The organism is Paenibacillus sp. JZ16, from assembly GCF_015326965.1.
In the GTDB taxonomy this organism is placed as follows: domain Bacteria; phylum Bacillota; class Bacilli; order Paenibacillales; family Paenibacillaceae; genus Paenibacillus_AQ.
Genome location: NZ_CP017659.1, coordinates 6026522 through 6047442 on the forward strand (window position 1 = coordinate 6026522; position 20921 = coordinate 6047442).

Genomic DNA, 20921 nt, shown 5'->3' on the forward strand with positions numbered 1-20921 from the left:
CTGCTAGTAAGACCTCCGTATTCAAGACAGGAGAGGGCAAGATGAGTAATATTAATACTGGAGTCAAGGTGAAACCCTATGGTTCCGACACACAGGCAAGTCGACGTTTTAAGGGAGGGTTCTGGCTCGTCGTTTTGGGAGCCGCCCTGTGGGGCGTAGACCCCTTATTCCGGGTCATTCTGCTTAAGAATCTGACTTCGGCACAGATCGTTTTGCTTGAACATATCATTATTTCCCTGATTGCAATTCCTGTATTGTGGAAGAACCGGGAGGAACTAAAAGGCCTTGGCTGGAATCATGTCGGTGCTCTGCTGTTTATATCCTGGGGCGGCTCGGCATTGGCTACCGTATTGTTCACGATGGGGCTGTCGAGCGGCAATCTGAATGCCGTCCTGCTGCTTCAGAAGCTGCAGCCGCTGTTTGCCATCATTCTGGCCAGCCTGCTTCTGAAAGAGAAGCTTCCGCGCCATTTCGGCATACTGCTCATCATCGCGTTGGCGGGCACGTATTTACTGACCTTCGGTTTAACCTTGCCGATTGGCCATTGGAATGAGTTTATTCAAGTTGGCAGTCTCTTGTCCTTAGGCGCAGCAGCGCTGTGGGGCGGTTCAACCGTCATGGGGCGCCTGATGGTAGGCAAACTGAAATACGAGACGGTAACCTCGCTGCGCTTCGTGCTTGCCCTGCCGCTCCTGACCGTCATCACGTGGAGCGAGGGTGCAGCATGGAATATGCCGGCCTGGAATACCGGGGCCTTTGCCTTGGTATCGCTGAACCTGATCGGTCAGGCATTACTGCCGGGTCTCCTGAGCTTGCTGGTTTATTATAAAGGATTAACCACGACCAAAGCCTCCGTGGCAACACTCGCGGAATTGAGTTTTCCCATGGTGGGCGTGCTCATCAACTGGATCGTATTCCAGCAGATCGTGACAGGTCCTCAGCTTCTGGGATTCCTGCTGATCTGGGTCGTACTGTTTATTATTTCCAGACAGCAATCCGAAGCTTCCCCGCAATTGCAATAAAATCATACGTTTGTAGAAAAAGCCGATCCGGATGGGGTCGGTTTTTTTGCCGTTACACAAAACTGTTCCAGTAAGTTTGCCTGGCGAAAGGATCATTTTTTTGAAAGATGTGTAGGGTTTCCGGAATTAAAGGTGTCTTATATAGTAGCACCGGATCTATGGCTTGGTTCAACCAAAAGAGATGGATATAAAGGGGGAGGATCCATGGAGGATCGGACATTGTTGGACGGGCTTGCGCAGAAAGATCCGCGGTGTTTTGAAACATTGGTTGACCGCTATTCACGCTACATAGCCGCGGTGGTCGCTAAAGTGGCCGGTGGACGGTTTAATTCCTACGATGTGGAGGAAATCACCGGGGACGTGCTGGTCAAGCTGTGGACAGACGGGCCCAAAATCATGCTGCGCGGAGATAGCCTCAAGCCTTATCTGGCCATAGCCGCGCGTAATCATACCTTGAATGTTTTGCGAAAAAGACAGCGGGTCATTGAATCCGAATTGGAAGATGATGCGGTTTCTTGTCCTTCTGCAGAGGCATTGGCTATTCTGCGGCAGGAGAAGGAAGCGATTAGCGGCATGGTCCAGGATATGGGGGAACCGGATCGCGAAATCTTCATCCGCAGGTACTTCTATTTGGAGAAAGTCCGAGATATTGCAAGCAGGCTGAATATGCAGGAGAAAGCCGTCACGGCCCGGATCCGCCGGGCAAAGGACAAACTGCGCATTCATTATGAAACCGAGAATCCGTAGGATTTCTATAAGGACCGTGTCTATAGGAGTGAAGCTTCGAATCGATAGCGAAAGGGGATGGATGCAAGTGAAGCGGCGAATTGTAGATATCATGGCCAATATCGACAATCAGGAGCTGGAGAATCTTCTCCTTACGGAGGAAGAGGAACGCGAGTTGACACAGCAAATCAGTATGGAACGCATCAAGAATCGAGCGATGAACCGTATTCAAGAGGAGGAAACGATGATGTTTAAAAACAGGAAAGTGAAAAAATATAAAGCCAGTATCGTTATCGCTGCCGCGATGATTATGATACTTAGCACGACCGCATTTGCGAGCCAATACATGGATAGCTTGAAGCAGTTCTTCGGTCAATCCGCGTCCATTGCGGAAGACGAACGATCACCTATACAAGGGACAGATACCGCGTCCGGGGTAACCATGAATGTGGAAGAAGGGGTTTATGTCGGCAACAGCGGTTATTTGGTGGTCAGCTTCATGAAAGAGGATGGCACGCCATTCCCCGAGGGTGTTTCGATCCCCCTACTTGAACTGAAAACGGAACATGATGTGAGTTATATGGTGGGGCAGCAGCTTCTTGAGGATAACAAAAAGCTTGTCGGCGTATTTGAGATGGATGCGATGAATGACCTCGACGGGCTTAAGGCACGGATCACAGCCGATCGAATCACGTCAGCGGACAACACCCAAGCCGTTGAAGGCCCTTGGGATGTTCAATTCACCATTTCTCCCGGGAAGCAGAGAGAGCAGAGTCTGAATCTGGCGATCGATGAGGGTGAGGAGGCACTGTCTCTCAGTACTATTAGTGTCTCTTCCATCGGTGTAGCTATCGAAGGCAAGCGTACCGATGGTGAGCTGGATAAACTGCCGGAGTATACGCCGGAGGTTAAGGTTATCGCCGCTGACGGATCAGAACTGATGCTTCATGCCAGTTCGACAAGTACCACAAAGAGCGGGTTTCAGTGGCTGTATAATTTGGACAGCAAGAACAACCTCGTTTTTCTGGGGGATGTGGACATCAAAAGCATCAGCATTGACGGCAACGTGACGGAGCTGAAGTAAATATAGATATATAGGTGGCAGGAGGAATCACAAGGGGCAGAAGTGATGACTTCTGCCCTTTTACTTGATCAACACCTCAGCAGGAATGGAATCCGAAAGCCGTAAACGCATCAGGCCATAGCCTAAATACGCTTACGGTTTTTTTGAGGCTTCGGACCGAAATATGATTCATGAGAAAAAAATGTATTGAAATTGGAGAAAACGTCCATTAAAATGAAACCAACTACCATACTAGTTATACTAGTATGGTGAAACGCAACTCTCAACATAGGTGGGAGAGGCAGCTGGGTCACTTTGTCGGTATAACGTTCAAGATACGGAAGTCTATTGGTAAAACCAATATTGTAAGCGCTTAATATTGAAGGGGGGATCAATATAAGGGAGGATATTACCTGCCGTAACGCTGCAACCTGCTTATAGCCACAATAATTGAAAGCGATTTCTTCGTGAGTACTGAATGGAGCTGGATCATGAAACACGGCCATATTCCATGACGAAAGAGGTATGAGAAGAGGCCATACGGATTGGAGTGAATTACGTCGATGGAGCCAAAAGTTGCGCATCATTCCTTGCCAGCCGTGAAAGCGGCCAAGAAGCCATCCAAACTTAAAACCGTCGCTGCCCTGGTCCGGAAGGATTGGCAGCTGTATTCCCTATTGATTTTGCCGGTCATGTACCTGCTCATTTTTAAATATGGACCGATGATTGGCAACGTGATCGCTTTCAGGCGATTTATGCCCGGAGGAAGCATCTATGGGGAGAAATGGGTAGGACTGCACTATTTCAACATGTTTATCCATGACCCGGCGTTCTGGAACGTATTCAAGAATACCCTGCTGCTCGGTGCGTTATCCCTGCTCTTTACGTTTCCGGTACCCATCATCTTTGCGCTGCTGCTGAATGAGGTGAAGAGCAGGCGATTCAAGAAATTCGTTCAGACGGCTTCTTATCTCCCGCACTTTCTGTCCATCGTCATCGTTGCCGGGATGATCCTGCAATTGACGTCGGTCAACGGCTCCGTTAACTCGCTCGTGGAGTTCTTTAACGGGGAACGAATCAATTTCATGCAGCGGGCCGAGTGGTTCCGGGCGATCTATATCTCGTCGGAAATCTGGCAGGGCATGGGCTGGGGCGCGATCCTGTATCTGGCCGCATTAACGACGATTGATGAATCGCTGTACGAGGCGGCAAGGATCGACGGGGCCAACCGCTGGAAGCAAACGCTGTTTGTCACGATTCCGGGCATCCTGCCGACGATTGTGACGCTGCTGATCCTGAACATGGGGGCATTCCTGGCGGTAGGGTTCGAGAAAATATTGCTGCTGTACAATCCGGTTATATATGAGACGGCTGATGTGATCTCGACGTACCTGTATCGGGTCGGTCTCGTATCGAACAACTTCAGTTATGCCACGGCCATTGGACTGTTCGAATCCATAATCGGACTTATATTGGTATTCTCCGTGAATGCGATCTCGCGAAGACTGACGGATCGAAGCTTATGGTAAGGAGGGAGCGGTTATGAAGGAGTCAAGATCCTATAAGGTGTTCAAAGTGTGCAATGCCATCATTCTGCTGTTCGTTGTCTTCATCACGCTGTATCCCTTCCTGAACGTGGTCGCTCAATCCTTCAGCGGCGAGTCGTACATCAATTCAGGGAAGGTGAACCTGATTCCGAGGGGCTTCAATCTCGATACCTACAAAACCGTCACCAATGACGCCATGTTCTGGACGAATTACAAAAACACCGTCGTGTACAGCGTGGTCGGCACCGCGATATCGATGTTCTTAACGACGATTTTTGCTTACGCCCTGTCCAAGAAAAGGCTGGTAGGACGCAAGTTCCTGACGATGTTTGCCGTGTTCACGATGTTCTTCAACGGGGGGCTGATCCCGAACTATGTGCTCATTAACAGCCTGGGCTTCAGCAACTCGATCTGGGCCATCGTAATCCCGGGAGCCATCAGCATATATAACATGCTCATCATGAAATCCTTTTTTGAAAATATGCCGGAAGAGCTGGAGGAAGCCGCGGCCATTGACGGCTTGAACACGTACGGCATGCTGTTCCGAATCGTGCTTCCTTTAAGCAAAGCGGTCATCGCGACCATGGTTCTCTTCTATGCCGTCGGGCACTGGAACTCCTGGTTTCCGGCTTTCCTGTACCTGGATCAGAAGGAGCTCTTCCCGGTTACGATCTATTTGCGCAACATGATAGCGGGCGCAACGGGCGTGACCTCCGCCGGTGCTACCTCGGCCGATAACCTGACGCAGATATCCGCCAATATCAAATCGGTGACCATGGTGCTGACCATTTTGCCGATATTGACGATTTATCCGTTCGTGCAACGTTATTTCGTAACCGGCATCATGCTGGGCTCCGTAAAGCAATAGGACCATCCGTAAGGACATTTTATTGATATCATGGGGGGAATGAGAAAGTGAAAAAGAGTCATCGATCGTTTGCCGGCAAAGCTTTATTGCTATCGTTAATCGTTGCGATCTTGGCGGCGTGTACCGACAAGACAGGCGGCAAAGAGGCCGAAATCCAGGATAAGGGCGCGATGGAAACCTACGCCGTAGGCGATACGTTCAAGGCGACGGAGCCATTCGATCTGTCCATCCTCTACAGCGACCAGCCGGCGTATCCTTACAAGCAGGACTGGATGCTTTTTGCTAAAATAAAAGAAATGACGAACGTGACCTTGAAGCCGACGATCGTGCCGATGAGCGATTACAGCCAAAAGCGCAGTCTGCTGATCAGCTCCGGCGATGCGCCGCTGGTCATTCCGAAGACTTACCCCGGGGAGGAATCCGCGTTCGTGGCTTCCGGTGCGATTCTTCCGATCAGTGATTATATTGATCTGATGCCGAACTTCAAGGACAAGATCGAGAAATGGGACATGGAAAGCGAACTGGAAGGGCTTCGCCAGGAGGACAAAAAATATTATGTGCTCCCGGGCCTCCATGAAGCGGTGTGGCCGGACTATACGCTGATCGTGCGCACGGATATTTTCGAAAAGCATAACATCGCAATTCCGACCACCTGGGATGAGCTGTATACGGCGATGAAGCAGTTGAAGCAGGAGTACCCGGACATTACGCCGTTCTCCGATCGCTTCAAATTCAACAGTACGCTGAACATCGCGGCTACGGGCTTCGGCACCAAAGGCGGATGGGGCTACGGCAGCGGACTTACGTATAAGGAAGATACGGATGAATTTGTGTACACGGCGGCAACGGATGAATATAAGGACATGTTGGCCTACTTCCATAAGCTGGTGGATGAAGGATTGCTGGACAAAGAGAGCTTTACCCAGGATGACGATCAGGCCGTGCAAAAGTTCGTGACCGGCAAATCCTTCATCATTAACGGCAACTCCCAGACCGTGGTCCAGCATCGCAATGATATGGACAAAACGCTGGGCGAAGGCAAGTATGCGATCAGCAAAATCACGGTTCCCGGCGGCCCGGCAGGCCAGCTGATGTCCGGCAGCCGACTCGAGAACGGGGTGATGATCACTTCCAAAGTGAAAGAGAGCGAGCATTTTAAAGCCATCCTGCAGTTTATCGACTGGCTCTATTACAGCGACGAGGGACAGGAATTTACGAAGTGGGGCGTCGAAGGCGTAACGTATACCAAGGAAGGCGGCGTGCGCAAGCTGATGGACGACATTAACTACAACGGATTGAATCCGAAGGGCACGAAGGATCTGCGGATCGAGCACGGCTTCTCGGGCGGCGTGTTTGCGTACGGCGGCACGACGGAGCTGCTTCAATCCATGTTCAGCGAGGAAGAGCAGCAGTTCCAGAAGAGCATGAGCGAAACAAAAACTGTCGTGAAGCCGGAGCCGCCGATTCCGTACTCGGTTGAAGAACGCGAGCGAGTGACGCTTTTGAGCACGCCGCTGAAGGACTACACGGATCAGAACACGCTGAAGTTCATTCTGGGCGATCGCGATCTTGCCGAGTACGACAAGTTCGTGAAGGAGCTGGATAGCCAGGGCGTAGGACAATACCTGGAGATTGCGAATAAGACTTATAAAAAATATAAAGAGCAACAATAACCAACGGATCGACAGGCTGCCGTTTCTTTATGGAAAGGCAGCCTGTTTGGAAGTTCGGACGGTCGCGATGTTCCATCCTGCACTGTAGACGACAAGGAGGTTGTTCTAAATTGAGTGTGACCGTTCAAGACGTAATCAACCGATTAACCGAACCAGCGGGACGCCTTGAATCCACGGTGGACGGGGTTGTAGCCGGAAGCGCGGATGCCATCGTTCACGGCATCGCCGTCACGTTCGCCGCCTCGTTTTCGGTTTTGCAGAGAGCCGTACAGGCGGGAGCTAACCTTGTGATCACCCATGAGGGGATCTTTTACAGCCACCATGAGGATGGAGTGGATGGGATGCAGGCGAGTTCTGTCCACCAGGATAAAATAGATCTGATCCATTCCGGCAATCTGGCGATTTACCGGTTTCATGATGCGCCTCACAGGTATGTTCCCGATATGATCACACAGGGATTGGTTCAGGCACTGGACTGGGAGCCCTATATCGATACGTACCTTCCTACAGCTGCCCTAGTCACACTGCCCGGAGAACTGACAGTTCAGGAGATTGCAGAAGATATAAAAAGAAAACTGAATCTTCCGTATCTTCGTTATGTGGGGAATCGAAGCGGAATATGCTCCAGAATCGGCATAACCGTCGGCTACCGTGGCGGCGGCGCGCATGCTATTCCTCTCTGCGTGAATGAGCGGCTGGATCTGCTTATCGCCGGCGAAGGCCCGGAATGGGAGACACCCGAATATATCGGCGATGCAGTGGCTCAAGGCCGGAACCCGTCCATGCTTCTGCTTGGTCATGCCGCCAGCGAGGAGCCCGGTATGGCCTGTGCGGCCAAGCTGCTCCGGGAGCTTTTTCCGCAGATTCCCGTACATTATATACCGCCCGTGCCCTTGATTCAGGTAATATAGAGGGAGAAATAACTTCAAGCGGTATCGGAAGAGCCATCCGCATAGAAAGCGATGCGATCAGCCGAATTTTATAACGTAAGCAAAAAGAACACTTGAGCATAAGAGAAAGAGGTAACGACATATGTCAACAGAGCAAAAGATTAAAGGCTCTACCAGGGAGTATTCCTATCAGCTGCTGAAAGACCGGATATTCCATCTGGAGCTGGAGCCGGGTACGAAAATCTCGGAAAAGGAAATTGCGGATGAATTGAACGTCAGCCGAACGCCGGTCCGGGAAGCGTTCATGAAGCTTGCCGAGGAGGAACTGCTCGACATTATTCCGCAAAGCGGGACAATCGTATCCCGTATTAATCTCAAGCATGTTGAGGAAGGCCGGTTTATTAGGGAGAAGATCGAGAAGGAAATCGTGGCGCTCGCCTGCGAATTTTTCCCCGAAGAGTTCCGTTTCCGTCTGGAAACCAATATTGCGCTTCAGGACATATGCGCGGGAAACCATAATTTCTATAAGCTGTTTGAGCTGGACGAGGAGTTCCATCAAATTCTGTTTGAGGGTACAGGCAAAGAACGGACCTGGAAGATGCTGCAGCAACTGAACATTCATTTCAACCGCTTGCGGCTGCTTCGCCTGTCGAAGGACTCCAACTGGGAGAATATTATCTCGCAGCATAAGGAAATGTATCAACTGATCGTTAATAAACAAGCGGAGCAGGCCATGAACGTAATGGAGCGCCATCTGCGTCTTGTCGTTGTGGAGCAGGATATTTTACGCGAGAAGTATCCGCATTATTTTATTTAACAAGCTTTATTAAAAATAATGACCCGCAGGAGAGTCACTTGGGATCAAGTGACCAGCCTTGCGGGCCATTTTTTTCATTGGATCGATCTGCGGATAACACCGTCAAGAATTTGAGCCACATGAGATGGTCCTTGCTCCAGATCCTGTTGATCCAGGGTAACCCAGGAGTGCTGTTCATCCATATCAAGGGATCGCTGGAGCCAGCCCGATACCCCTCTGCCTCTGCGGTCGACTTCGACCAGGACGGAAATCCCTTCCTGCTCCGGATACAGAATCAATTCAAGCTCTTTGATATGGCCGGCATAAGAGGAGCCAGGATAAAATTCAATTTCTTGCACAAAAGGAACGCCCTGGCCTAATCTCGGGTGATATTCACATGTGGCCATTTTGAAGCTGAAGCCAAGTTCTTCCACGGCGTCAAAAACAACGGATGCGCCTTCGTCCGGTTCAACGTCGATAAAATCACGGTCCTTCGGATCGATGGCATTGTCGATATCAAGGCCGGTATGGATCCATACCGGCTGCCGCGAAATGGTGAGCGGCGTTTCCAGCGGCAGGGCAAAAGAGAATGGTATTTCTTGTTGATCGCCAGGCTTTAACGTGAGGCGGCTGGAGACATTGATTTTGGCAAGGGTATAGGATTCTATGTACTTCTTGTCGTCGCTTTCCCTGGTGTATTCCGTCATCACTTTCAAGTAAATACGGTCGACCGTCTGCTCTACGTTTCCTCCTTTAATGTGAATGACGCCGCGTACTTCTTCACCTGGATAATAGGAGGATTTTTCGAGATGCGTATCGATCTGGGCTGCTCCAATTCCTACACTGGCTAGCATTTTGTTAAAAAACGACATAAAAGATACCTCCATAAGAGAATGTATGATAATGGAATTATACGCTGGAAGATTGCCTCTGGTTTCCGAATTGCAAAAATATTTTTTTGCAGTTTACGTAGTGAAGATATTGACTCCCTGGAAGCTGAAGAATAGCCATGAAATCAGGAAAAAGAGTACAGCCCGTTAGCATTCGCAGGTTCGGCATGGTATATTGGACACGATACCATTAAGGATGGAGCATTCAAGGCATGAGCGAACAACAACGTTCCGGACAAGGAACCAAAAATAACAAATCAACGGCATACGGAAAGAAGCCGGGTGATAAGGCGGCTGCGAACCAAACAGGGGCCAAGCCGGCTTTTAAGCGCGAACATAGGAAGAACAAGGATTCGTTATCGGCTTCATCGTATTCGAAGGCGAAACCGTCCGATAAATATAAGCAAGGAGTACGCGGGCCACGGCCTTCATCCGGACGTGAGCACGCAGATGAGCTGCAAGCAGGCGACATTATTGTCGTTACGATCAAACGGCTTGGCATTAACGGCGAAGGGGTCGGTTATTACCGCCGCAAGGCGGTGTTTATTGACGGAGCAATCACGAACGAAGTTGTCAAAGCCGAGGTGAAAGAGGTCCAGCCTAAATTTATCAAGGCACAGCTGGTAGAAGTGGAGAAGCGATCGCCTTACCGGATAGAACCTCCTTGTCCGGTATTCGGCATCTGTGGCGGCTGCCAAATTCAGCATATCTCCTATGAGGGACAGCTGCAGGCTAAGACGGATATTGTGCGTGAGGCGTTCAGCCGGTATGCAGGACGGGACGATGTGAAGTTTAAGCCGATCCTCGGCATGGAGCACCCATGGAATTACCGGAACAAAGCGCAGCTTCAGCTGAAACGGAAGGGCCACGAAGTGATCGCAGGGCTCTATGAAGCGGACAGCCATACGATTGTGGACATTAGCGGCTGCCCGATTCAGCATCCGAAGGTGAATGAAGCGGTGGAGAAGGTCAAATCCGTCCTCGAAGAGTTGCGGATTCCGCTGCACAAGGAGAATGGAAACAAGGACGGCGTTCGGACGATTGTGGTTCGTCACGGCTTCCAATCCGGGGAGCTTCAGGTGACGCTGGTGACGGCCGGAAGCAAGCTGCCAAGGCAGGAGGATCTCGTTCGCATGCTGCGCCTTACCATTCCGGAGGTGAGCGGGATTTCACTCAATATTAACCCCAAGAAAACCTCACTCATCTTCGGAGACCGGACAATCTCGCTCTGGGGAGCCGAGAGCATGCAGGAATCGCTGAGTGACCTGCAATTCTCGCTGTCGCCCAGAGCGTTCTTCCAGCTGAATCCGCAGCAGACGGTCAAGCTGTATGAGTCGGTCCGGGGGGCAGCCGGATTGACGGGGAAGGAAACCGTCATCGACGCCTACTGCGGAACGGGCACGATCGGCCTGTGGCTTGCGCCTTATGCCCAGGAGGTGCGCGGGATCGAGACGATCCCCGAAGCCGTCGAGGATGCCAAGGCCAATGCGCAGCGAAACGGACGGGCTAATGCGAGCTTTCACGTCGGTCAGGCAGAGGAACTGCTGCCGCGCTGGATCAAGGAGGGTTTGAAGCCGGACGTCATCATTGCCGACCCGCCGCGTACCGGCCTGGACTCGCGCTTCCTGGAGACGGTGCTCCGCACCAAGCCGAAGCGGTTTGTATACGTATCCTGCAATCCCTCGACCTTGGCGAAAGATTGCAAGGTGCTGCTTGACGGCGGTTATGAGCTCGATTGGGTGCAGCCGGTCGACATGTTCCCGCAGACAAGCCATGTGGAGGCGGTAACGCTGTTGATCAGGAAAGACAATTAAAGCGGAGATATTGCAAAGAGGGGCGAAAGAGCCCCTCTTTTTTCATTGTTATAGCAGGACACTTGAGACATCACATTACAAGATTATGGAACAAGACCGTTTGTAGTGAATATTGACCAATTCCAGTCCGCTTCGGTCGACAACACTCATTTTCTATGATATGGTAGCAAGTAATTAGGCATTTCGTTCCCTTGGGACGAGGTGCCTTCTCGCATATTTATAGCCGTTTTACATTAAATGTCTATCTGGAGGTGATGCAATGGTGCTCCTGATTTCCCCGCTACGGGGGGAGAAATCCGTAGTTCATTATGGACGATCGATGGAGAGTGCACCCAAATAACGATAATCTGAGGAGTGTTGTTGAGATGAGAGTAAATTTACGAGCAGAAACGCGCGCCGCGATGAACAAAACTGGACTTAAGCAGCTTCGTCTTTCGGGACGAATTCCGGCGGTTGTATTTGGCACAGGGGAAAACAATATGATGATTCAACTGTCCACCAAAGAATTCGGCAAATGGGCAAGGAACGGCAAGGGAGGAATCCTTGAGCTCCATTTTGACGATCGGGAGCCGCTTCCGGTTTTGCTGGAGTCCGTTCAGCGTGATCCAATTACTCGTGAATACATTCATGTCGACTTTTTGCGCATCAATATAAATGAAGTTGTTCGGACGAGAGTAAATCTCGATTACATCGGCGCCGCCAAGGGAGCCAAACTTGGAGGCGTCGTCCAAATTCAAAGCACGTTCATCGAGATTGAGTCTTTCCCTGACCGTATTCCTGCCATCATTCCAGTTGATATCAGCGAACTGGATATCGGGAATTCCTTACACGTCGGGGATCTTAAACTGCCCGACGGGGTCGTGCTGATCTCTTCGGCAAACGAACTGCTCGTGTCGGTGGTGACACCGAAAGTCCAGTCGGAGCAACCGGAGGCTATGTAATTTCTGCTGCCGGCGATTACTTCCCGATACTCCATCGGGAAGCGATCGCCGGTTTTTTGCGTAAAATTTGATCAGAATCCGGAACTTTCCATCAAGTGAGACTAGGCTTGTCCGTCATTATTATTGTACACTCAAGTCATGTGAACTGCGGTCTGTCGCTTATTCGGCAGCTGCATACTAAGCCAATGAAGGAAGTGTCGAACCATGAATGCAGAATCCGTTATGGCGGAGCTTGAAGCGCTAGGCAAGGAACGGCTCAAGAAAATGTATCTGTCCAATGGGGCGCGTGAACCGCTCTTTGGCGTGGCGACAGGTGCCATGAAGCCGATGGCCAAGAAAATTAAAATCAATCAGCAACTGGCTGAGCAGCTTTATGCCACCGGGAACTACGACGCCATGTACTTTGCCGGCATCATTGCAGACCCTAAAGCGATGACGGCAGCGGATTATAATCGCTGGATGGATGCGGCCTATTTTTATATGCTGTCCGATTATGTGGTTGCCGTAACGTTGGCAGAGGCAGATATTGCGCAAGACGTTGCCGATCAATGGATCGCAAGCGGCGAAGAGCTCAGAATGTCGGCGGGGTGGAGCTGTTACTGCTGGCTGCTCGGCAGCAGACCGGATCGTGAGTTCCCGGAGAGCAAAATCTCGGCCATGCTCGAACTGGTGGAAAAGACCATTCACGAGTCTCCGGACCGAACGAAATCCGCAATGAATAATTTCATGTACACTGCAGCCATCTCCTATTTGCCGCTTCATGATAAGGCGGTTGAGACCGCAAAGGCCGTAGGACCGGTAGAAATGAAGCGGGACAATAAGAGCAAGTTCCTGAACGCTTCCGAAAATATTAGGAAAGAAGTCGAGAGAGGGAAACTAGGTTTTAAACGCAAGTATGTGAGATGTTAAACCATGTTTTTAATCGGCGGATTTGATGGAAGACCTATAGAAGGCGGTGTTTTGCTGCCTTCTTTTAAATATCCTTTTTCATATAGTAATGCGTATGCCGTCCGGCATTCTCGATCTGGCCATATACCTCATACCCCTGCTTGATGTAAAAATCCAAGGCTTGGAAGCTCAATGTATCCAATTTAACAAACTCGCATTGTTTCTCTTTCGCTATTTTTTCCGCCTCGTTTAACAGCTTGGCGCCGTACGCCGATTTACGGAAAGCTTCATCCACGAACAAGTAGTGGATCTCCAGCCAGTTCCAGCATATTTCCCCCACAATTCCGCCCAAAATCTGACCGTCCGCATTCCTCAACAATAGGTTTACTTCCTCATAACGGCCCTTTAAGTCGTCTGGGAAATGCTTGAGATTATACTTAATCATTTGGTTCCTTACGTAATTTATGTCGGCGCTGTTTGATTCTGCAGTTTCATTAGTAAAATAAATTTGCATAAGGTTTGCTCCTTCTGGTATGCCAGATCTGTGGTATGTGTAGGATACGAAATCGGTTTATTCCTATCCTTCTCAAGATATCATAGCTTTCGAGTGGATCGGCGGTAAAAAATCTTTTTAAAAGAATGTACCCGTGAGGCAACGGGATGCCTATGCTATACTGAGGTTGTTATTTGATTCGCTTCATCTAAGGGAGGATTGTCCTTACATGTGTTGCATCGCATTCATACGTATTCGTTAATGATGGTACAGAACATCTAGATCCATCCATTTTCATGTAAAAATGCGAAGGATTATTTGTGCTGTGCCTTTTTCATTACTATACGAATGAATGAGGTGCTTTTTTGTGTTTAAACATAATAAAAATAGTCGGAAAAAGCCGAAGAAACCGTCTAACTTTTCCGCTCAGCATTTATTAATCAGCAAACGGCTGATTCATGAGATGATCGATTTGGCCCGGATCCAATCCACCGATACCGTTCTCGATATCGGGGCGGGCACAGGGGCATTAACCTTTCCGCTGGCAGAGAAGGCGGCACACGTGCTCGCGATCGAGACAGATCCGGCGTTTATTGATAAACTGTTCAGCAAGATAAAAGATGGCAGCAACATTCGCGTTAACCCGTCTGATTTCCTGGAGGTTCATCTTCCGAAAAGTCCGTTTGCCGTCGTGGCGAATATTCCGTATTCGATCACCACAGCGATCATGGCGAAGCTGCTGGATCATCCCGGCGTGCCGCTGCAGCGAGCCGTGCTGCTTGTGGAGAAGGGGGCAGCCAAACGTTTTACGGCAGTTCCGGTTCAAGATCCGCGTATCTTAAGCTGGAGGATGCATTATGACATACGGCTCGTGCGGACCGTATCGCCTCAACATTTTGCGCCGCCTCCCAAAGTGGATTCCGCTATTCTAGCCATCAACCGGAGGAAAAAGCCGCTCATTGCCACGCAGCATCAACCGAAGTTTAGAGCGCTGGCAGCCTACGGATTGCGGGACCCGAGGCTGCCGTTATTCGCGTCTCTGGCGGGTGTGTTCACGCCTCCTCAGATTACGAAGCTGGTCCGAATGCTGGGGGTGGATCGGGAGCTCCCCATCGGGAGGCTGAACGAAGAGCAGTGGGGGACTGTATTCCATACGATGCTCCAGCATGTGCCTTCGAACCGTTGGCCCAAATTAACTGCAAGCTCTAAAGGGAAATCCAAAAAAAGAGAATAATAACGGGGATATCCGTCGTTTCTAATACGATCATTTATAAAATGTTCGCAGAATTCGCTTGACCCTGACACTAGTGTCAGGGTTTACAATGAAATCGAATCGTTCATCCAGGAGGCGAAAAAGCATGAAAATCGGAGAACTTGCAGCCCGTACAGGCGTCAGCATCCGTTCGCTTCGATACTACGAACAGCAAGGATTGCTTATGCCGGTTCGCAACGAGAACGGGTACCGGGAGTATTCGATTCTCGCAGAAGAACAGGTGCGTACCATCCAGTTATATTTGAATCTGGGATTGTCCACCGAGCAGATCGCGGGTTTCCTGCATTGCGTCTTGAAAAATAAAGAGGCGTTTTGCGCGGAAGTGTTTCCGATTTTTCGTCAAAAAATTGCAGAGATCGATGCGCAAATCCACCAGCTGAACCATATCAAGATGAATCTGGAGGAACGCATGCAATCGATTCTGGAGGAACGAGAATCGGAAGAAGCGGAGGAATGCAAATGAGTTTACCACGAATAGATGCAGCCAGCTTTCAAGACGCGATTAAACAGAATGGAGTCACTCTGGTTGAATTTGGAGCCACATGGTGCCCGCCGTGCAAGGTGCTGCTACCCATTCTGGAAGAGCTGAGTCAGGAAGAAGCGGGTCGCCTGGATGTCTATCAGGTGGATTGTGACGAATCCCCGGAGCTTGCCGCTCAATTCGGTATTATGTCCATGCCGACGGTGATCGTGTTTCATAACGGAGAACCGGCAGACAAACTGATTGGACTTCGACCTAAGAGTGTGTACCAAGCGGCGCTAGGCCGTTATGTCTCATAGAATCGAATATAGATTGATTGAGCGAAAACGCCTCTGTTGTTTGATGACACAGAGGCGTTTTCTATTGAGGAAGAGGGCATTATACGCCGTGTATCGAATTCTTATATAGCAACCGTAATTCGCTGCCGAAGGAGATACTTTCATGAGATCAAGAAGGAAAATCATATCTCTTCTGACTATCATCGTACTAAGCTGTCTTGCCATGAGCTTGGTAGACGCGGTGATCCGTCCGGATTATGCCGTAAAATCCGCCATCAAGATCATCCTGTTTCTGACATTACCGATTGGTTACGCCGTGATCGCCGGCGGGGTATCGTTTCGGAGGTTGTTCACCTTCGAGAGAAAAGGCCTCCTGATGTCCTTGCTGCTGGGATTCGGCGTATTCACGATCATACTCGGCGGATATTTTTTGTTGAGTCCTTTATTTGATTTCACCAACGTAACAGGAGCCTTACAGGAAAACTTGGGGGTAAACGCAGGCAATTTTGTGTTTGTAGCCCTTTACATATCGATTGCGAATTCACTGCTGGAGGAGTTCTTTTTCCGGGGTTTTGCTTTTTTTACGCTGAAGGAGCAGGTCGGACGACGGTTTGCTTATCTATTCAGTGCCGGGGCCTTTGCCGTGTACCATATTGCGATGATGTCCAGCTGGTTCTCGGTAGGGCTATTCCTCTTATTAATCGCCGGTCTGGTTGTCGCGGGCCTACTGTTTAACTGGTTGAATGAGCGTAGCGGCAATATTTACGCATCTTGGATGGTCCATATGTTTGCCAATCTTGCCATTAACACCATCGGATTTATGCTGTTTGGGATCATCTGATGAAGGATTAAATTTGTGTGCGGATAAATATATGCCTGCCAAGGCAGGGGGAATTTTAAGGAGGCGTTTTAACTGACAACAGAGATCTTTTTCTCAACTAACCCCATCGGTCAGGTAACGAATGAGCAGCTCCAGACCATGCTGGACAGACACAATCTAGGGAACCTCATTTCAGCTGAGAAAACGTCTAAGGGAGTAGGAAATCAGACGTTGTTCATTAACTCGAGCAAAGGAAGCTATGTATTGAAGGGAAATCCCCTTTATGCAGGGCAGTTCGCTGAAGAGAAATTTTATACGGACTATTTGCACGAATATACATCACTGCCTTTATCGGCTCCGTATCTGCTGGATGAGTCCGGCGATATTTTCGGCTGGAGTTACGCGATCATGCCCCGTCTTCATGGCGTACATATGTATGATCCACAATGTAGAGCAAGTCTTGGCGCAGCGGATCGAATGGATATTGCCTCTTCAGCAGCCAACATTTTAAATGAAATGCACGGCTGGACAGTGAATCAGTATGGCGAGCTCGACCCGCAAACACTAAAGATCCGCCCGTTTGAGGGATCTTATAAAGAGTGGCTCTACAACCGGATTCGGTTTTGGTTACAGGATGCCAAGCAATATTCCCAGATCACCCGAGCCGATACGGAATGGGTTGAAGAGGTGCTGCGTGCCTCGGCGGATGAGTTCGATAAGCATTGCTCCCCCACTTTTGTTATGGGGGATTTCAAGGCAGAGAATATGCTGGTAGCGTATGATACGGTTCGTCAGGCGTGGCGAATCAGCGGCATTTTTGATTTTACGACCGGATATTTTGGGGATGGAGCAGCGGATTTGCCCAAGATGGTGATTATGTATTGGGATTTCGAGGAACAGGAAGCAGCTCGACATTTTGTACAGATGTACTTGCAGGGTTCTGCCAATAAGGAAGGCTTTGTTGATCGATTTAGAGTGCATATGCTCCATCAGCGTATATTGGATTGGGGATGCGCCAAAGCGATTGGTGCAGTTACTTGGGATCCGCAGCTTGCTTTTTCCGAATGGGCAAAAGATTATGTTTATGCCATGGACTACTTGAGATCGTGGATTGCATGATGCTTGTGAAATTCCGGATTGACCTTCACATCATGTGATGGTTTACAATGCGGTTAACCGAATGAAAAAGGAGCTGCTGCGTGTGCATATTAGTGAGTTGTCACGTAAAACGGGCGTAAGTTTGCGTTCCTTGCGTTATTACGAGGAGAAGGAACTATTGTCTCCGGACCGTCAGAATAATGGCTACCGTGAATATAGGGAGACGGATATCGAGCGGGTTCGGCTGATCCAGATGTATTTTAGCCTGGGATTGACGGTGAAGGAGATTATGAGTTTTTTCCAATGTGCATTTGATGAGCAGCCCAGAATCGAATGTCTTCCGAATGCGATTGAGGTAGGTAAGCGGAAGCTGGATGATATCCAGCTGCAGATCGAGCTGCTGAAGCAGGCGGAAATTCATTTGCAGAAGAACATTAAGGCATGGGAAGCTATTTTGGACAAGGGGGATCGGCGTAATGAACAAGGTTGACGGGCTGGTTGTGAAGCGAGTTGCTGTCGTGACGGGGGGCAACCGCGGAATTGGAAAAGAGATTGCAAGGCAGCTTGCTGCCAAAGGACTTCAGGTGATCATTACGTCCCGGGACGAAGGGAAGGGGAGGTTAGCTGTCCAGGAATTGCTTGCGGCCCGGCTCGATGTAAAGCTGCAGGTGGCGGATGTCCACGAAATCAACGATGTGGCACGGATGATGGAGCGAATACAATCAGACTACGGCCGTCTTGACGTGCTGGTGAACAATGCCGGGGTTATTTTGGACCGAGGGGTTTCTGTGCTGGATGTAGAGGAGTCGGTCGTGCGGCAAACGCTGGAGACGAATTTTTTTGGTGCTTTTCGTATGACGCAGGCGGCGATCCCTCTGATGAAGAAGCATCATTATGGGCGTATTGTAAACATCTCTTCCGGTCTTGGTGCTTTCGAAATCATGCAGGATGGTTACGGTTTAAAAGGGTCGTCCTCGGCTTACCGTATCTCCAAAACGATGCTGAATGCGTTAACCTGCCTCGTCTCGCAGGAGGTAGCCGGTGCCGGCATAAAGGTAAACGCGGTTTGCCCGGGCCGGGTTCAGACCGATATGGGCGGTGCGGATGCTCCGTTAACCGTTGCCGAAGGGGCTGATACGGCTGTTTGGCTGGCGACGATGGAGGATGATGGGCCTAGCGGGGAGTATTTCCGTGAGCGGCAGCGAATCGCTTGGTGATGTGGCGGGAATTTTCGCTATGCAAGGGATGACATCTATTGTTTGGTTTACCGATGGATGACGCTGCTAATGATTAGCAATATAAAAATACTCTGAAAAAGACCCATTTCGAAGATGCTGATGTATAATAATCGGTATCAGGAGGTGCAGAGTATGAGTGATATCAACATTTTTGGCCATCAGGCTTTGTTTGAACATGTCTACAAAAGTGCTCCAATTGGCATTGCCCTGGTTACGATAGATGGAAATTGGATCAGCGTAAATCCTGCGGCTTGCAAAATGTTTGGCTTGACGGAAGAAGAATTGATGGCACAGCCGGCAACCGATTATATTTATTCTGATTGCATTAACAATAAAGATAAGCTGTTTCAATCTTTGGATGAGACGTCCTCAACCATTGCGGTGGAAAAACAATTCGTACATAGAGACGGCCGTGGCATCTGGGCATCGATGCATGTTTCTCTGGTTCGTGACGAAAAGGATCAAACTCCTTTGTTTTTCATTTCGCAAATTGTTGATATTACCAACAGCAAGGTTGCCGAGCAAAGGCTCCAGGAGAGCATTGAACGCTATACCTCGCTGAAGAAGTATAACCATGATGCGATCATTTCCTTCAATCTGGAGGGAAGGATCATTAACGGGAACCAGATGGCAGAGCAGCTGACTGGTTTTAAAATTCCCGAATTAATTGGAACCCGGATTTCCAATTTGATCGGTGAACGTCATCTTGCTCGTATACTTTCTCCTTTAGCGGATTATGTTGCTGTCGAGAAAGCTATAAACGTTATCCATCACAAAAACGGACACACGGTTGAAGTGCTAGCTACGCTTGCACCGATTGTCATTCATAACAAGAATGTGGGTTTTTACATTATTGCCAAGGATATGACAGAGCAGAAGAGACTCATCATCGAGAAGGAAGCAGCCGAGAAAACAAATAACGCCAAGAGCGAGTTTCTGGCGATGATGAGCCATGAGATCCGCACGCCGATGAATGGTGTGATCGGGATGACGGACTTGATACTTGAAACAGAGCTTGATGAGGAGCAGCGGGAGTATGTACAGATCATTAAGAAAAGCGGGACAACCCTTCTGAACATCATCAATGATATTTTGGACTTTTCAAAAATCGAATCGGGCAGAACGGAGCTGGTGGAGGAAACATTTAATCTAAGAACGGCTTTGTCCGAGACATTGAACCTGATTCTTCCGAAGGCGCTGGAGAAAAATATTGAGGTGACCACCTCTGTAGCTTCTGACGTGCCGAATCAAGTGTATGGGGATGTGACAAAGCTAAGGCAGATCTTAATGAACCTGCTTAGTAATGCGATTAAATTTACGCCTAATGGCGCCGTCTCCATCGCTGTGCAGTGTGTCGAGGACCAGGGGAACTCGGCCCTTATCCAATTCTCCGTTATGGATACGGGCATTGGCGTGCCGAGTGAGAAGGTTGCGCAGTTATTTGAACCCTTTTATCAAGTGGACCACTATATGACCCGCCAGGTGGAAGGAACGGGGCTGGGTCTGGCGATCTGCAAAAAACTCGTTCAGTTGATGGGCGGAGATATCTGGTATGAGAAGAATCAGAACCAGCAGGGGTCTGTCTTTACGTTTACGGTTGATTTTTCGTTTAAGCCGAATGATGTCAATCAACAGGAGAATGGGGCCGTTCACGAGAATCACTCCTCAGGAAACGATCTGAAAATTTTGATTGCCGAGGATAATGAGGTGAATCAGTTAGTCCTCAAGAAAATGATTGAGAAGCTGGGATACCATTCGACCACCGTCCAGAATGGACTCGAGGCGGTTGAAGCCTTCGAGCGTTATCCGTATGACATCGTGTTCATGGACATTTCGATGCCCTTCATGGATGGAACGGAAGCGGTCCGGCTCATTAAAGAATCGGTATCATCCGAAAAACAGCCCTTTATCGTGGCCGTTACGGCCCATGCGATCAAGGGCGATCGCGAGAAATATTTAGGGATGGGCATGGATGAGTATGTAAGCAAGCCTGTCAGCATGAATGTTATCTCGGGCATTATTGATAAGTTTCTGGCTGAGCGAGATATGTCTCAAGCCTAAACAGATGAAAGCTCAAGTGATGTCGCTTGAGCTTTTATTCATTCTAATTATAGGAACGAAT

The 20921-nt window shown here is 49.4% G+C and carries 21 protein-coding genes; 19 read left to right on the forward strand and 2 right to left on the reverse strand.

Annotated features, from left to right (window positions below; translation table 11 throughout):
* The first annotated feature begins 41 nt into the window (after positions 1-41).
* The 8 genes from BJP58_RS26880 to BJP58_RS26915 all read left to right on the forward strand — a co-directional run bounded on the left by BJP58_RS26880 (position 42) and on the right by BJP58_RS26915 (position 8606).
* On the forward strand, positions 42-1022 hold the full coding sequence (locus tag BJP58_RS26880; protein ID WP_194541328.1) for a DMT family transporter: 981 nt from the start codon (positions 42-44) through the stop codon (positions 1020-1022).
* A 204-nt stretch (positions 1023-1226) separates the two neighbouring features.
* A complete protein-coding gene (locus tag BJP58_RS26885; protein WP_194541329.1) occupies positions 1227-1769 on the forward strand; it encodes an RNA polymerase sigma factor in 543 nt (180 codons plus the stop codon).
* 61 nt (positions 1770-1830) lie between these two features.
* On the forward strand, positions 1831-2832 hold the full coding sequence (locus tag BJP58_RS26890) for a DUF4179 domain-containing protein (RefSeq protein ID WP_194545077.1): 1002 nt from the start codon (positions 1831-1833) through the stop codon (positions 2830-2832).
* A 542-nt stretch (positions 2833-3374) separates the two neighbouring features.
* Positions 3375-4340: an ABC transporter permease gene (locus BJP58_RS26895; protein WP_071223639.1), complete on the forward strand. Its 966-nt coding sequence runs from the start codon at positions 3375-3377 to the stop codon at positions 4338-4340.
* 13 nt (positions 4341-4353) lie between these two features.
* Positions 4354-5226: a carbohydrate ABC transporter permease gene (locus tag BJP58_RS26900; RefSeq protein ID WP_194541330.1), complete on the forward strand. Its 873-nt coding sequence runs from the start codon at positions 4354-4356 to the stop codon at positions 5224-5226.
* Positions 5227-5273: 47 nt separating this feature from the next.
* Positions 5274-6899 (forward strand): ABC transporter substrate-binding protein, encoded by a 1626-nt coding sequence (locus tag BJP58_RS26905; protein WP_194541331.1) that lies wholly within the window; start codon positions 5274-5276, stop codon positions 6897-6899.
* Between the two features lie 110 nt (positions 6900-7009).
* Positions 7010-7810 carry a Nif3-like dinuclear metal center hexameric protein gene (locus BJP58_RS26910; protein WP_194541332.1) on the forward strand — a complete coding sequence of 267 codons (801 nt, stop codon included), beginning with the start codon at positions 7010-7012 and terminating at the stop codon, positions 7808-7810.
* A gap of 121 nt (positions 7811-7931) precedes the next feature.
* Entirely contained in the window at positions 7932-8606 is a 675-nt protein-coding gene (locus BJP58_RS26915; RefSeq protein WP_194541333.1) for a GntR family transcriptional regulator, read from the forward strand.
* 74 nt (positions 8607-8680) lie between these two features.
* Here BJP58_RS26915 and BJP58_RS26920 read toward each other — a convergent pair whose 3' ends face one another.
* Positions 8681-9457, reverse strand: a complete 777-nt coding sequence (locus BJP58_RS26920) for a sporulation protein (RefSeq protein ID WP_194541334.1) — start codon at positions 9455-9457, stop codon at positions 8681-8683.
* Positions 9458-9687: 230 nt separating this feature from the next.
* Here BJP58_RS26920 and rlmD point away from each other — a divergent pair, with 230 nt between their 5' ends.
* From rlmD to BJP58_RS26935, 3 genes are all read left to right on the forward strand, one after another.
* Positions 9688-11289 carry a 23S rRNA (uracil(1939)-C(5))-methyltransferase RlmD gene (gene rlmD / locus BJP58_RS26925; protein WP_194541335.1) on the forward strand — a complete coding sequence of 534 codons (1602 nt, stop codon included), beginning with the start codon at positions 9688-9690 and terminating at the stop codon, positions 11287-11289.
* 365 nt (positions 11290-11654) lie between these two features.
* A complete protein-coding gene (locus BJP58_RS26930; protein WP_194541336.1) occupies positions 11655-12230 on the forward strand; it encodes a 50S ribosomal protein L25 in 576 nt (191 codons plus the stop codon).
* A gap of 204 nt (positions 12231-12434) precedes the next feature.
* Positions 12435-13139, forward strand: coding sequence for a DNA alkylation repair protein (locus BJP58_RS26935; RefSeq protein ID WP_194541337.1), 705 nt, complete (start codon positions 12435-12437; stop codon positions 13137-13139).
* A 64-nt stretch (positions 13140-13203) separates the two neighbouring features.
* Here BJP58_RS26935 and BJP58_RS26940 read toward each other — a convergent pair whose 3' ends face one another.
* Entirely contained in the window at positions 13204-13632 is a 429-nt protein-coding gene (locus BJP58_RS26940) for a GNAT family N-acetyltransferase (RefSeq protein WP_194541338.1), read from the reverse strand.
* Between the two features lie 346 nt (positions 13633-13978).
* Here BJP58_RS26940 and erm point away from each other — a divergent pair, with 346 nt between their 5' ends.
* From erm to BJP58_RS26980, 8 genes are all read left to right on the forward strand, one after another.
* Positions 13979-14845, forward strand: coding sequence for a 23S ribosomal RNA methyltransferase Erm (gene erm / locus BJP58_RS26945; RefSeq protein WP_194541339.1), 867 nt, complete (start codon positions 13979-13981; stop codon positions 14843-14845).
* 124 nt (positions 14846-14969) lie between these two features.
* Complete coding sequence (locus BJP58_RS26950) at positions 14970-15347, forward strand: MerR family transcriptional regulator (RefSeq protein ID WP_071223574.1); 378 nt, start codon at positions 14970-14972, stop codon at positions 15345-15347.
* Entirely contained in the window at positions 15344-15664 is a 321-nt protein-coding gene (locus BJP58_RS26955; RefSeq protein ID WP_113058574.1) for a thioredoxin family protein, read from the forward strand. Before BJP58_RS26950 ends, BJP58_RS26955 begins: the two co-directional genes overlap by 4 nt.
* 142 nt (positions 15665-15806) lie before the next feature.
* A complete protein-coding gene (locus BJP58_RS26960; RefSeq protein ID WP_194541340.1) occupies positions 15807-16484 on the forward strand; it encodes a CPBP family intramembrane glutamic endopeptidase in 678 nt (225 codons plus the stop codon).
* A 105-nt stretch (positions 16485-16589) separates the two neighbouring features.
* Complete coding sequence (locus BJP58_RS26965) at positions 16590-17582, forward strand: phosphotransferase family protein (RefSeq protein ID WP_336245472.1); 993 nt, start codon at positions 16590-16592, stop codon at positions 17580-17582.
* Between the two features lie 61 nt (positions 17583-17643).
* The gene (locus BJP58_RS26970; protein ID WP_194541341.1) at positions 17644-18051 is read left to right on the forward strand and encodes a MerR family transcriptional regulator; all 408 of its coding nucleotides are present in this window, start codon (positions 17644-17646) and stop codon (positions 18049-18051) included.
* Positions 18038-18778 carry an SDR family oxidoreductase gene (locus BJP58_RS26975; RefSeq protein WP_194541342.1) on the forward strand — a complete coding sequence of 247 codons (741 nt, stop codon included), beginning with the start codon at positions 18038-18040 and terminating at the stop codon, positions 18776-18778. Before BJP58_RS26970 ends, BJP58_RS26975 begins: the two co-directional genes overlap by 14 nt.
* Positions 18779-18931: 153 nt before the next feature.
* Entirely contained in the window at positions 18932-20860 is a 1929-nt protein-coding gene (locus BJP58_RS26980) for a PAS domain S-box protein (protein ID WP_194541343.1), read from the forward strand.
* Positions 20861-20921: the final 61 nt, after the last annotated feature.